The following is a 13,965-nucleotide window of genomic DNA, read 5'->3' as shown; positions in this document are numbered from 1 at the left end:
TTTAAAACTTAAATCTTCTTAATCTTAAACTGTTTAAAACAACACTTACTGAACTAAGGCTCATTGTAAATCCTGCAAGCATTGGGTTTAAATATCCAAAGGCTGCAAATGGAATTGCAATTATATTATAGAAAAATGCCCAGAACAAATTTTGTTTTATTATCTTAAGTGTCTGTTCGCTAATATTTATTGAATTTAAAAGTGTATTCAAATTTCCATTCATCAAAGTAATATCGGCAGTTTCCATTGCAATATCCGTACCTGTTCCCATAGCAAAGCTAATGTCTGCACTTGCAAGTGCCGGAGCATCATTTATTCCGTCCCCTACCATTGCAACAATTTTTCCTTGTTTTTGCAATTCTAAAACTTTTTGAGATTTTTCGTCCGGCATAACTTCGTAAAGTACATTTTCAATTCCAAGTTTGTTTGCAACTTTCTTCGCAACAACTTCACTATCTCCTGTTATCATAAATACGTCAATATTTTTTTCTTTTAATTTTTTTACGATTTCAAAAGCATTGCTTTCAACTTCATCTTCTAAAACCACAAAGCCGGAAAGGCTGTTTCCTATTGAAATAAAAATTGTAAGTAATTCATTTTCTATATTTAATTCTAATTTTCCGATTTTTTCTTCAATAAATTTCTTTTTACCAATCAAAACTTCTTCATTATTATAAATTGCTTTAATTCCCATTCCTGCAATAACTTTTAAAGCTGAAAATTCAATTTCTTTTACATTTTTTTCTTTACAGAAATTAACTATTGACTTAGCTATCGGGTGGTCAGTATTTTTTTCTAAGGAATAAATTATACTTAAAAAGTCATCATCAGATAAATTTCCATTGTTTTTAATTTCGATAACTTTTAACTCTCCGGTTGTTAGAGTTCCGGTTTTATCAAAAATTATACTATCCATCTTATGAATTTTTTCTAAAACTTCTCCACTCTTTATTAAAATTCCATTTTGTGCAGAAACTCCCGTACCGGACATAATCGCAGTTGGAGTTGCAAGTCCAAGTGAACAAGGACAAGCGATAACCATAACTGCACAGCTATTTAACAAACTTGTTGTAAAATCTTTTGTAATTAAATATGTTATCAAAAGAGTTACAAGTGATGACAAAATTACTCCGGGAACAAAAAACGCAGAAATTTTATCCGCAAGCCTTTGAACCGGCGCTTTTTTAGTTTGTGCATTTTGTACTAAATTCAAAATTTTTGATAAAACAGAATTTTCAATAGTGCTCTTTGCCTCAATCTTCAAAATTCCTTCAATATTATTTGTCGCTCCGATAACCTTATCGCCAACATTTTTTTCAACCGGAACGGATTCACCGGTAATCATAGCTTGATTTACAGAACTATTTCCTGAAATGACAACTCCGTCAACAGGAATTTTTTCATAAGGCTTAACTAATACAATATCTCCGATTTTAACATCTTCAATATTCTTTTTAACCTCTTTATCTCCCTCAATTACTATTGCAAAATCAGCTTTTAAGTCCATTAACTTCATAATAGCTCCAAAAGTATTTGACTTTGCATTTGCCTCGAAAAATTTACCAAGTAAAATTAAAGTTATAATCATTGCAGAGCTGTCAAAATAAACATCAAAACTTCCGATTAATACCTTATAAACTGAATAAAAATACGCCATTGAAGTACCAAAAGCAATTAAAACGTCCATATTTGTACTTTTATTTTTCAAATTTTTATAAGCATTTATATAATATCTCTTTCCAACATAAAATTGAACAACACTAGCTAAAGCCCATTGAACATATCCACTCAACATAAACTTGTGCATATTAAACATATGGAAAAACATCGAAACCATAAGAGGAATACTAAAAATCAAAGATATTATCAAATCTTTCTTTAAGCCTTTAATTTCATCTTCATATATATTTTTTCTTACCTCTTTTTCCTTTTTTACGGAAATTTTAAACTTTTCTAAAACAGAATTAATTTCATCTAATGAAACAACGTCTTTTAGATATTTTATTTTTAAAATATCTTCCTCATCTTTTACCAAAACTGTATCTTTTTCTTTAAGCTCTGAAATTATATTTTCAATATCAGACAGTTTAAGACTACTCTTTTCAATCTTTAACTCATCACGTTTCGGCTTAAAACCAAGTCTTTTTATAACTCCGATGAGCCCTTCAACCTTTGCTCCGTCTACAACAGATACTGTAACAGTTTTGCTCATAAGATTTACAGAAACATCTTCTACAATCTTAAGTTTAGAAAGTCCCTTTTCAACTTTCATTACACAGGATTGACAAGTCATTCCGTCTACAAAAATATTAACTTTTTTGCTCAACAAAAGCACCTCCTAATGACATTTTTGAAATTAAAATCTCTAACAACAAGTCCATATCTCTACTCTTTGTCTTTATATCAGCCTCTACTGAATAAGCTAGATGAATATAATTACAAAGAGTTTCTACTGAAAAATTATCGCAAACGGAATACAATTTTTTACATTCATAATTTGAAATTTTAAGTTCTTTAGAAATATAGTCTATATGTTTTTGTTTTGACTTCAAAACTTTTACTCCTAAAAGATTTCTTATATATCTAACAATCATATAAAATGTAGAAAAAGAATTTTCTCCTGACTTTTTAAGTTCAATTAAAATTTTTATTGAATTTTTATAGTCTTTTTTAGAAATCATATCAAGCAATTTAAAAATACTATTTTCAAATTTATCTATTAAAATTTCATCAACATCTTTAAAATCCAATATTCCTTTTGAAAAAGAATCCGTTAGTTTTTTTACTTCATTTTCTACATCATATAGATTTTTTTCTCTACTACTATCTAAATACCCAATTCTATCGATAATATATTTTAATACAATATCTTTAACTTCGATATTTTTTGAAACAAATCTTTTTTTAATAAATTTAAAAAGTTCAATTTCATTAAATCGAGTAAGCTCAATATTATGACCTAAAATTGAAATTTCTTTATAAAATTTTCCACGAAAAGCAACGCTTCCCTTCATCACCAAAAGAAGAACTGTCGTCTTTGGGATTTTATTTATATAGTCGTACATATCTTCAAAAAAAGTTTTGTAAGTAGAAACACCACTTTTTGAAAGATTTACATTATTAACTATAATAAGCCTTTTATTGCTAAAAAAAGGCGCCGTTTCACAATCAATCTTTAGTTTCTGCAAATCAATTTTTGCAAAATCATACTCAGCATAATTCATATCAAAAAAATCTTTTTGAATAATTTTTTCTTGAAACAATTCTACAAATTTGTCAATCAAAAAAATTTCTTCTCCACTTAAAACATATATTCCATTAAGCTCTCCATTTTCCAAGAGTTTCATCGCCTGTATATAATTCATAATTCCTCCTAAAGTTTAAGTCTATAACTAAATTCTTTTTAATTTTAATTAAAACGAAAAACACAAACAAATACATTATAATATTTAAAATATCCATAAAATAAAATTTTACAAAAACAAATATATTATCCTTTAAATCTCGAAAACCGATAATTTTTTCTTCAAATCTATCCAACTCAAGCATAATATTCCCTTGTAAATCCGTTCTAAAAACATCAATTCCTACCGATTTCATCCTACTTAAAGCATCTTTATGTGGGTGATTATATCTGTTTTTATATCCACAAGAAATTATTGCACTTTTAGGACTTGTTGCAAGTAAAAATTCACTCGAACTAGAATTCTTACTCCCATGATGAGCAACTTTCAGATAATCACAGTCTATATCTTTTTTAACAAGTTGATTTTCTGTAAAAGCTCCAATATCTCCTGTAAAAAGTATCTTTTTCCCATTCACTATCGCTTTAACTAAAATAGATCTCTCATTTTCTTCTAAAGTATCTCTAGCCTTAAAAATTTCCAAATCCATATCTTTTAAATCTATTTTCGTACTATTTTCAATATCATAAATATTTTTTGCCTTAACTTCTCCATATTTTTTTACAAAATCTCTATATCCGTTTTTTCTGAAAAATAAATTTTTAATCTCCACTTCTTTGGATAAATAAGTCAAATTTTTGCAATGGTCAGCATCTAAATGTGAAATAAACACAAAATCTAAAGTTTTAACTCCACTTTTCTTTAAATATGGAATCAAAACGGATTTTCCGTTATCTCCATTACCAAAAGTGCTACCACCTGTATCGATTAAAATATTATTATATTTTCCTCTTATTAAGCAAGCATCTCCTTGCCCTATATCTATAAAATTTATTCTAACTTTATTTTCATAAAAACATGAAATATTTGTAAAAACAAACATAAGAAAAATAGAAATAATTAAGAATTTCAAATTTTTAACTTTGAAATATCTTAAATTTCTTCTTTCAAAGTAAATTAAAATTAAAATATATGTAAAAATCAAAAAAACTAAATTGTATTCATAAAAATTTATATTTAGATTAATATTTTTCAAAAATTCAACATTTATTCTTATAAGACTTAGCAAATTATTTACAAAAAAGCCTAAAATTAAAGATATTTTTAAACTTAACAGTCCAAATAATAACATAAAAAACGAAATAACTATACAAATTACAAAAATTGGCGTTAAAAATAAATTGCTAAAAAATGTCGTCAATGAAAATTTGCCAAAAACATATAAAATAATCGGTAAAATCATAAGAAAAATAGAAAAAGTCAACTTAAAAGATTTTCTTATAAAACTATCTCTACTTTTTGAAAAATATGGTAAAATTTTTATAATTCCAAAGACTGAAAATGTACTTAAATACAATCCAACATCAAAAATCATATATGGATTTATGAGTAAAATGATAAAAAAAGTTAAAAATAAGTCATTTTCTCTGTCTTTAATCTTTCCAAAAAGAGACGAAAAAATCGTGATAAACAAAAATATTTCTGCTCTTACAACACTTGCAGGATTTCCTATCAAACCAGAATACAAAAATATAAAAAATAAAATTATAAGCTCTCTAAAAATTCTTTTAAACGGTAAAAAAATCAAAATCTTACTTAAAACAATGTAAATAATTCCAATATGTAAACCACTAACTGCTAAAATATGAGAAAGTCCTATCTCTCTAACATCATTTTCAAAGTCTGTATCAAAACTGTTTGAAAGAAATATTTTTTTCATAATATTTGAATTTTCTACTGAAAGAGAATTGTCAAAAACATTTTTAACATAAAAATAAAAACTCCTCTTTAAACTTTGTTTTTCTCCAATTTTCTTAACATCGTTTGAATAAACATTAGAAAAAATCTTGTTTTTTAGATTAAATTTTTTATAATCAAAAAGTCTAGGATTCCCATTTGAACGTATTTCTGTAAGTTTTCCACTTACTTTTATAATATCTCCAATTTCAAATTGTTTCTCATTTGTAAAAAGTAAAATTTTTTCACAGCTTTCTACATTTTCAATACTTTTTAATTTAATTTCGTGTTTGTATCCATTTCCGTTAGAAACAAGAGTTGAATTTAAAACTTCTCCGGTAAAAGTAATCTTTCTATCAAAAAAATCTTTTAAATCGCTCTCTTTTTCAGCAAAAAAGATAACAAAAAATCCTAAAGAAAACATCAAAAGAAATAATTTCAATCTATTGAATTTTAAAATATGTGAAATAAAAAACGCAAAAACAAAAATTAGAGCACAATAAAATTTTGTAAAATGCTCAATCTTCAAAAAATAACAAAATAAAATTCCACATATCAAAGAAATTAAATAAAAAACAATATTTCTTTTCATACTTCCTCCAAATACAAAACAGCAAAATTATTTTTCTTATATATATTATATCATAATTCCTTTTTTATAATTAGATTTAGGTTATTATGATGAAATAATTATAGCTTTATCATAAGGCATAAATCCATAATTATTATATCATATTTTATACAATAAAAAAGCAGTACAATTTGATTGACTGCGTTTTATCTGATATTAAATTTAAAAACAACTTTATGATAAAAATCCAATCCTTTTACGATACTTAATATTCGGTTATTTTTTGGAAAACTTATTATTTAACAATAAAAAAAGAGCATAAGATCTTTAATCTATATATTTTATATTCCCACTTGCTGATTTTTTTAGTCTATTCATTATTGAAAAACCTAGTCCTTGTTCTTCACAACCTTCAACAATAATTAAATCAACTTCTTTTTTGTCCAATTCTCTAAGACCTTTAAATAAATTTTGGGACATTTCTTCTAAGTTGTTAATTGAGCCTAAAGACAATATATTTTCATTTTGTATATTTAAAATAGTTTCATCAAATTTAAATATTCCAACTTTTAAATTTTCATTATCTTTTAAGATATTTTTAATTTCTTCTGATGATTTTTTTCTATCTTTTGCCACGATGACTAAAACTTTTGCCTTTGGAGCATAATGTTTATATTTTTGTCCCGGAGATTTAGGAATTGTATTTCCAGTTACAAGTGCATCGTCAATTAAAATTTCATCTTCGTATTTCAAAAAATCCTCTCTTGTATAAAATCCCGGTCTTAATATTGTATATGGTTTTTTAGTCAAATCTAAAACTGTTGATTCTATTCCAATATTACAAAGTCCTCCGTCAATTATTGCAGAAATTTTTCCGTCCATATCAACAAAAACATCTTCAGCTGTTGTTGGGGAGGGCTTACCTGAAATATTTGCTGACGGTGCAGCTATCGGAACGCCACATTCTTCGATTAAACTTCTTGCAATTTCATTGCTAGGCATTCTAATTGCCACTGTATCAAGTCCACAACTAACTCCGTTTGGTATTATTTCTTTTTTCTTCATAATTACTGTTAGAGGTCCTGCCCAAAAGTTGTTTAAAAATTCTTTTATTTCATCATTTAAACCATAAACTAAACTTTCCATCATTTCATAACTTGAAATATGTAAAATCAATGGATTATCCTGTGGTCTGTTCTTTGCTTTAAATATTTTTGAAACCGCTATTTCTGATAAGCCATTTGCTCCAAGACCATAAACTGTTTCTGTTGGTATCGCAACAACTTCATCATTTAATATTAATTTTGCAGATTCTTTTATATTTTCTTCTGTTGGTTTTAGTATCTTAGTCATAAATTATTTCTCAATCCCTAAAGATTTTTTTGCTAAATGGTCTGCAAGGTCATTATATTTATCATTAGAATGAGCCTTAACTTTTACAAATAAAATCTCTATTTCCTTTCTAAACTCTCTAATCTTATCTCTATATCCCATTGTGAGTGGCAAGTTACATTTCCACTCTCCATTAGCCCAAGATGAAATTCCCTGATAATCATAAAAAATTATAATTTTTTTCTTTCCAAGCTTTATTGCCTCACTAATCGCCCTAACCGAACCAAAAAGTTCTCCGGTTACATTTCTACTTTTTGCAACTTCAGGATTTTGTCCTTTACCATAGAGTTCAACAATATCATCTTTTAAAATAAGTACAACACCATATCCGTATTCTAAAGTATCTTTTTTATATGAGCCGTCAACATAAGCTATAATTTCATCATCACTTGTAATTTCAAATTCAAACTCTTCCGATTTTAATGCTATATTTTTATCATCTAAATATTCTTTAGCTTTATCCAAAGATTGAAAAGATTTATAAATCGCTCCAGAAAAACCTACAACTTGTTTTTTACATTCGTCCCAAGTTTCAAAAATTCCGGTAGATTTTCCAACCTTAACTGCATAATATTTTTTAGCCAAAAATAACCCCTCCTATTTCTTTTTCCAAGTTGTTGATGAAAATAATACTAATATAGGGAATATTTCAAGTCTTCCTGCAAGCATTGCTAAGGATAAAACTATCTTATTGAAATAAGTAAGACTTGCATAATTTCCTGTAGGTCCTACAATTCCAAGTCCTGGTCCTATATTATTAAATGTCGCCATTACAGCTGAAAAAGCGGTTATAAAATCCGGAACTGTAAAAGAAATCAAAATTGTAAAAATTATTACTAAAAATATATAAATTACAAAATAACTCTTTACCTCTTCCACAACTTCATTTCCAACAAGTTTGTTATCTACTTTTATACTTAAAACTCTTTTAGGATTTATAGCTTTTCTAACTTGTAAAATAGATGACTTTACCAAAATAATAAATCTGGATATTTTAAGCCCACCTGCAGTTGATCCTGCACAAGCACCTGTAAACATCAAGAACAATAATATGGCACGAGAAAAAGTCGGCCATTTTCCAAAGTCAACAGTAGCATATCCGGTAGTTGATATTATTGAAGAAACTGTAAAAAATATGTCCTTTATAGCAGTAAGATATGAAGTATAATTATGTCTTATATTGAAAAATATTAAAACAACACTTCCAAAAACTATAAGCAAATACCATCTTAATTCTTCACTCTTAAATCCATCTCTTGCTTTTCCTATTAGAATAACATAATATAAATTAAAATTAATCCCGAATATTATCATTGCAGTTGCTAAAATCATTTCAACTGCCGAACTATTATAATATGCAATTGAATTAGCTTTTATTCCAAAACCGCCTGTTCCTGCCGCTCCGAAAGCATGAACAAAAGAGTCAAAAATAGGATGACCAACTAAAATTAACACAATTATTAAAATGCCTGTCATAGCAAAATAAATTTTATATAAAAGTCTGGCAGTATAACTCATTTTTGCAACAAATTTCCCAAAAACAGGTCCCGGAACTTCTGCTTTCATAATATGAGAATTTCTATTTGAACGAGGTAAAATTGCAAGTGCAAAAACTAAAATTCCCATTCCTCCAATCAAATGTGTAAAACTTCTCCAAAATAATATTGAATGACTAATTTCTTCAACATTTGTCAAGATGCTGGCTCCGGTAGTTGTAAATCCACTTGAAGTTTCAAAAAATGCATCTATAAAATTTGGTATTGAACCTGAAAAAACAAACGGTAAAGCTCCGAAAGCTGATAAAAGTATCCAAGATAATGAAACTATTATAAAGCCCTCTTTTTCATAAAAAGCACCACTTGCATCAGATTTATATCCTAACAAATAACCACTTAACAATAATAAAAACATTGTTACTAAAAAGCTTAAAATATTGCTATAATTTTCTTTATATATGAAAGAAACTATAACAGGTAAAAGTAAAAATCCTGCCTCAATATATAAAATCTTACTCAAAATATATCTTATAATCTTATTATTCATAATACACCTAAACCAAAATACTATCTATATTTTGTATCACATTTGCCTTTGAAATTATTATTACAGTATCTCCAACCATTATAGAATCTTCTCCGGTTAGAAAAATCAATTTATTATCTCTGATTATATATGCTATAAGTACATTGTCCTTTATATCCAAATCTTTTAAAGGAATGTCTATAGCTTTAGTTTTCTTATTTATTTTTATTTCAACAGCCTCAACATCATTAGATAGTCTATGTAAGGTTTCTATATTTGAGCCTTCACTGTTAATAATTGATCTAACTACACTTATTATTATATCTGAAACTAATTTTTTAGGTGTAACAAAAGAAAAAGTATCTGTTGGCGAAATTATATTTAAAAGAGAAATTCTACTGACTTTTGCTATTGATTTTTTAACATTAAGTTTTTTAGCAAACATTCCTAACATAATATTTTCTTCATCAATTCCTGTTAATGCTACACAAGCGTCATAATTCTTCAATCCTTCTTCATCTAGAACATCAGAATCTGAACCGTCTGCACAAATAACTTTCACTTTTGAAGGAAATTTCTCACTAAATGAAGTTGCTATTTCTCTATTAACTTCAACTAATTTTACCTTTATATTTTCCTTAATTAAATTAGATATTAAATAATAAGAAATTTTGCTACCACCTATTATAAAAACAGATTCTATTTTTTTATCTCCAATTTTTAACATATTATAGAATTTATAAACAAATTCATCAGTTCCTGTAAAGTGGACTTTGTCTCCTTCTCTTATAACAAATTCTCCTGAAGGTATAAAAATTTCACCATGTCTCTCAACAATTCCAATTAAAATTTTTATATTAAATTTTTGTTGTAAATCCTTAATTTTAACATCTTTTAAAGGACTATTTTCTCCAACCGAAATTCCTATAAGCTTTACTCTACCATCAACAAAAGTTTCAACTGAATGAGCAAAAGGATACTTTAATCCTCTAGAAATTTCTCTGGCAGCAACAAATTCCGGATTTATTACTAAATCAATCCCCAATGCATCTTTAACAAAATCATATTTAGCATAATATTCAGGATTTCTAACACGAGCTATAGTATATTTTGCACCCAAATTTTTTGCGAATATACAAGATATAATATTTACTTCATCACTATCAGTAACGGAAATAAAAATATCACTATCTTCAACTCCTGCTTCATCTAAAACCTCATAGTTTGTTCCGCTTCCAAAAATTCCCATAATATCATATTTAGATAACATCTCATTCAATATTTCTTGTTTTTTTTCTATTAAAACAATATCATTATCTTCTATATTCAAATCAGTAAATAAGTACTCTCCAACCTTACCGGCTCCAACAATTATAATTTTCATAAATACCTCCAATTCATAGTATATCATATTTTTTAAAAACTTCAATAGAAACGAAATCATTATAAAAAATATTCATAATTTGATATTAATTATTAAAGTTTTAAAGGTTTTTCTAGGGGTAAAATAGAGTTGTAAAACAAATATGTTTTTTAATATTATTTAAATTTTAGGAGGAATAAAATGGCATTTGAATTAGTAAAATTAAATTATGCTTATGACGCATTAGAACCAGTAATTGATAAGGAAACTATGGAAATTCATCATAGTAAGCATCATCAAACTTATGTAAACAATTTAAACAACTTAATTAAAGATACAGTTTTTGAAGATGCTACTCTAGTAGAAATCTTAACTCACTTAGAACATGCTCCAGAAGATAAGAAAAACGGAATTAGAAATAATGTTGGTGGAGTTTTCAACCACAACTTATTCTGGGAAAGCATGACTCCGGGTGGAGCAAAAGAACCTGTTGGAGAAGTTGCTAAAAAAATAGCAGAAAAGTTTGAAAGTTTTGAATCTTTCAAAGAAGAATTTAACAAAAAAGGTGCCGGACAATTCGGTTCAGGTTGGGTATGGCTTGTAGCTGATAAAGATGGAAATATTGAAATAGTTTCAACTCCAAACCAAGATTGCCCTATTACTTGTGGAAAAATTGTTCTTTTAGGAAATGACGTTTGGGAACATGCTTATTACTTAAAATATCAAAACAGAAGAGCTGAATACCTAAAAGAATGGTGGAAAGTTGTAAACTGGGATATAGTTGAGGCTAGATACCAAAACGGAATGAAAGAAACTTGTTCTTGTGGTTGTGGCTGTGGTTGCTAATTAAATATTGTATATTAAAAGAGATTTCAAAAATGAAATCTCTTTTTTAATGTAAATTATTCTTCTTCATCAATAATTTCTGCAACATACAACATCAATGAACATATAATTGATGCGAAAAGAACGACAAAAATGGATAATTTTTTAACATCGCTTGGTGAGTTTATATTCTCTAAATACATAGTACACTCCTTTATGTAATAATTTCACTGTAATTTACTAATTAATTACTTAATAATATCCTATGTATTTATGAATAATTCAAAAGTTTAAAAAGCTTTTAGAATATGATAGAATATATCTATATAAAAATCTAGGAGAATAAAATGAAAATAGCTTATATATTTTTTAATGGTGTACTTTTAGGAAAAGAAGAATTTTTCAAAAATTTTTTCAAAGAAAATAATGGAGATATTTTTTGTGCAGATGGTGGTGCAAATCTTTGTTATGAATTAAAATTAATTCCTAATGAAATTTGGGGCGATTTAGATTCTATTGATAAAAATATTTTAAAATTCTATGAAGAAAAAAATGTAATCATAAAAAAATTCCCAAAAGATAAAGACTTTACGGATTCAGAATTAATCTTAAACAGTATAAAAGAAAAAAGTTATGATAAAATATATTGTATTGGAGCTTTAGGTGGAGATATAGACCACGAGCTTACAAATATAAATTTAATGTTCAAATATAATAATTTATATTTTCTAAAAGAAAATGAAATACTTTTTAAAATTGAAAAAGAATTTGAATTTAAAAATTTAAAAGATACAAAAATTTCATTTATTCCTTTTTCAGAAAAAATTGAAAATTTATCTTTAAACGGTTTTAAATATAATGTTGAAAATATAACTCTTAAAAAGGGAGATTCCCTTTGTATGAGCAATATTATAAAATCAGATTTTGCAAAAATAATTTTTGAAGAAGGAAAAATTTTATGTGTGATAAAAAATTTACCTTTCCATAATGCTTAGCATCTGGTGAATTTAAAAAAATAATTTGATATTTATTATTAAATATATTTACTTTTTAAATTTTTTGGAGTATAATGTAGTTGTAGCATAAGAGAAAATGTTATGCAAAAAAATTATATTTTAAAAGGGGATTAAATTATGGCTTGTACTACAATTCTTGTCGGAAAAAATGTTAGCTTTGACGGTTCAACTATGGTTGCTCGTAACGAGGACTCTCCGTCAGGTCAATTTTGTGAAAAAAAATTCATCGTTGTTCACCCAAATGAACAACCTGTAAAATACAAATCAGTTCTTTCTCATGTTGAAATTGATTTACCTACTAATCCTATGCGTTACACTTGTATGCCTAATGCAGTCGATAACAACGGAATTTGGGGAGCTTGTGGAGTTAATGAATTAAATATTTCTATGTCTGCAACTGAAACTCTTACTTCAAACGAAAGAGTTCTTGGTGCTGACCCACTTGTAGAATTCGTTCCAGCAGTTGGAAAAGAAGGAGATGAAAATTACATTCCTGAAAAAGTTGGTGGAATTGGTGAAGAAGATATGGTTACTTTGGTTTTACCATATATCAAATCTGCTCGTGAAGGTGTAATTAGACTTGGAGAAATTTTAGAAAAATATGGAACTTATGAAATGAATGGTATCGCATTCCAAGATGTTAATGAAATTTGGTGGTTAGAAACTATCGGAGGTCATCATTGGATTGCAAGACGTGTTCCTGATGATTGTTATGTAATTATGCCAAACCAACTTGGACTTGATTATTTTGATTTAGAAGATGCTTTTGGCGATCAAAAAGAATATATGTGTTCAGCCGATTTAAAAGAATTTATAAATAGATACCACTTAAACCTTTCTATTGATGGAGTTTTAAATCCAAGAGATGCTTTTGGTAGTCATTCAGATGCTGACCATACTTACAACACTCCAAGAGCTTGGATATTACAACGTTATTTCAACCCAAGCACAAATTATTGGGATGGAATGGACGCAGACTATGTTCCTGAATCTGATGATATTCCTTGGTGCAGAACACCTGATAAGAAAATAACTGCTGAGGATATTAAATATGCACTTTCTCATCATTTCCAAGGAACTCCTTATGACCCATACGGAAAGTTCTCAGATGAAAAAGGTAAATTTAGACCGATTGGAATTAATAGAAATAACTTCTTAGGACTTGTTCAAATAAGACCTGATATGCCTGAAGAAATTAGAAGTATCGAATGGCTTTCACTTGGTTCAAATGTATTTAACGCAATGATTCCTTTCTATGTAAATATAGATAAAACTCCAAAATATCTTGCAAATACAACTGGAACAGTTACAACAGAAGATTTCTACTGGACAAATCGTTTAGTTGGAGCTTTGGCAGATGCACATTATGCATCTTGCAGTTCACATATTGAACGTTACCAATTAGCAATTCAATCAAAATGTACTGAAATTTTAAATAAATATGATAATGAGTTTTTAAGTGGAAAAGTTTCAAAAGAAAATATTGTTGCATTCTGCGAAAAAGCTAACGAAGAAATCGCGACTGAACTTAGAAAACAAACAATCGACCTACTAAGCAAAGTGCTTTACACAGCAAGTTGTGAAATGAAAAATGGTTTCTCAAGGTCAGATGCTTAAAAATTTGAAATTTAAAGG

The 13,965-nt window shown here is 27.4% G+C and carries 11 protein-coding genes; 3 read left to right on the top strand and 8 right to left on the bottom strand.

Annotated elements, in window-relative coordinates; genetic code table 11:
• Window position 1 precedes the first annotated feature (1 nt).
• The 7 genes from ACKTSI_RS01830 to trkA form a co-directional block, all read right to left on the bottom strand.
• The gene (locus ACKTSI_RS01830) at window positions 2-2,335 is read right to left on the bottom strand and encodes a heavy metal translocating P-type ATPase (RefSeq protein ID WP_407862977.1); all 2,334 of its coding nucleotides are present in this window, start codon (window positions 2,333-2,335) and stop codon (window positions 2-4) included.
• Window positions 2,310-3,365 (bottom strand): DNA polymerase III subunit delta, encoded by a 1,056-nt coding sequence (holA, locus tag ACKTSI_RS01825; protein ID WP_407862976.1) that lies wholly within the window; start codon window positions 3,363-3,365, stop codon window positions 2,310-2,312. The genes ACKTSI_RS01830 and holA overlap by 26 nt, the downstream gene beginning before the upstream one ends.
• Window positions 3,319-5,733 (bottom strand): DNA internalization-related competence protein ComEC/Rec2, encoded by a 2,415-nt coding sequence (locus tag ACKTSI_RS01820; protein ID WP_407862975.1) that lies wholly within the window; start codon window positions 5,731-5,733, stop codon window positions 3,319-3,321. The genes holA and ACKTSI_RS01820 overlap by 47 nt, the downstream gene beginning before the upstream one ends.
• A gap of 306 nt (window positions 5,734-6,039) precedes the next feature.
• Window positions 6,040-7,065 (bottom strand): L-threonylcarbamoyladenylate synthase, encoded by a 1,026-nt coding sequence (locus ACKTSI_RS01815; protein WP_068472657.1) that lies wholly within the window; start codon window positions 7,063-7,065, stop codon window positions 6,040-6,042.
• Between the two features lie 3 nt (window positions 7,066-7,068).
• Entirely contained in the window at window positions 7,069-7,689 is a 621-nt protein-coding gene (locus ACKTSI_RS01810; RefSeq protein WP_407862974.1) for a viroplasmin family protein, read from the bottom strand.
• Window positions 7,690-7,701: 12 nt separating this feature from the next.
• On the bottom strand, window positions 7,702-9,147 hold the full coding sequence (locus ACKTSI_RS01805; RefSeq protein WP_288867780.1) for a TrkH family potassium uptake protein: 1,446 nt from the start codon (window positions 9,145-9,147) through the stop codon (window positions 7,702-7,704).
• A gap of 7 nt (window positions 9,148-9,154) precedes the next feature.
• Window positions 9,155-10,510 (bottom strand): Trk system potassium transporter TrkA, encoded by a 1,356-nt coding sequence (trkA, locus tag ACKTSI_RS01800; protein WP_288867782.1) that lies wholly within the window; start codon window positions 10,508-10,510, stop codon window positions 9,155-9,157.
• A 180-nt stretch (window positions 10,511-10,690) separates the two neighbouring features.
• Between trkA and ACKTSI_RS01795 the strand changes: the two genes are divergently transcribed.
• Entirely contained in the window at window positions 10,691-11,335 is a 645-nt protein-coding gene (locus ACKTSI_RS01795) for a superoxide dismutase (RefSeq protein WP_201275309.1), read from the top strand.
• 56 nt (window positions 11,336-11,391) lie between these two features.
• Here the strand turns inward: ACKTSI_RS01795 and ACKTSI_RS01790 are convergent, their stop codons facing one another.
• Entirely contained in the window at window positions 11,392-11,517 is a 126-nt protein-coding gene (locus tag ACKTSI_RS01790) for a hypothetical protein (RefSeq protein ID WP_269902518.1), read from the bottom strand.
• A 144-nt stretch (window positions 11,518-11,661) separates the two neighbouring features.
• Between ACKTSI_RS01790 and ACKTSI_RS01785 the strand changes: the two genes are divergently transcribed.
• Entirely contained in the window at window positions 11,662-12,309 is a 648-nt protein-coding gene (locus tag ACKTSI_RS01785) for a thiamine diphosphokinase (protein ID WP_407862973.1), read from the top strand.
• 138 nt (window positions 12,310-12,447) lie between these two features.
• Complete coding sequence (locus ACKTSI_RS01780; protein WP_311525839.1) at window positions 12,448-13,947, top strand: C69 family dipeptidase; 1,500 nt, start codon at window positions 12,448-12,450, stop codon at window positions 13,945-13,947.
• Window positions 13,948-13,965: the final 18 nt, after the last annotated feature.

This window comes from Parvimonas parva (assembly GCF_045866535.1).
Lineage (GTDB): Bacteria > Bacillota > Clostridia > Tissierellales > Peptoniphilaceae > Parvimonas > Parvimonas parva.
Note: the sequence above shows the minus strand (reverse complement) of the source record. Positions and strands in the feature narration are given on the sequence as shown.

Coding starts and splice junctions, on each gene's coding strand:
- holA (WP_407862976.1), bottom strand. CDS start 3,365: ATGAATTATATACAGGCGATGAAACTCTTGGAAAATGGAGAGCTTAAT.
- ACKTSI_RS01820 (WP_407862975.1), bottom strand. CDS start 5,733: ATGAAAAGAAATATTGTTTTTTATTTAATTTCTTTGATATGTGGAATT.
- ACKTSI_RS01815 (WP_068472657.1), bottom strand. CDS start 7,065: ATGACTAAGATACTAAAACCAACAGAAGAAAATATAAAAGAATCTGCA.
- ACKTSI_RS01805 (WP_288867780.1), bottom strand. CDS start 9,147: ATGAATAATAAGATTATAAGATATATTTTGAGTAAGATTTTATATATT.
- trkA (WP_288867782.1), bottom strand. CDS start 10,510: ATGAAAATTATAATTGTTGGAGCCGGTAAGGTTGGAGAGTACTTATTT.
- ACKTSI_RS01795 (WP_201275309.1), top strand. CDS start 10,691: ATGGCATTTGAATTAGTAAAATTAAATTATGCTTATGACGCATTAGAA.
- ACKTSI_RS01790 (WP_269902518.1), bottom strand. CDS start 11,517: ATGTATTTAGAGAATATAAACTCACCAAGCGATGTTAAAAAATTATCC.
- ACKTSI_RS01785 (WP_407862973.1), top strand. CDS start 11,662: ATGAAAATAGCTTATATATTTTTTAATGGTGTACTTTTAGGAAAAGAA.
- ACKTSI_RS01780 (WP_311525839.1), top strand. CDS start 12,448: ATGGCTTGTACTACAATTCTTGTCGGAAAAAATGTTAGCTTTGACGGT.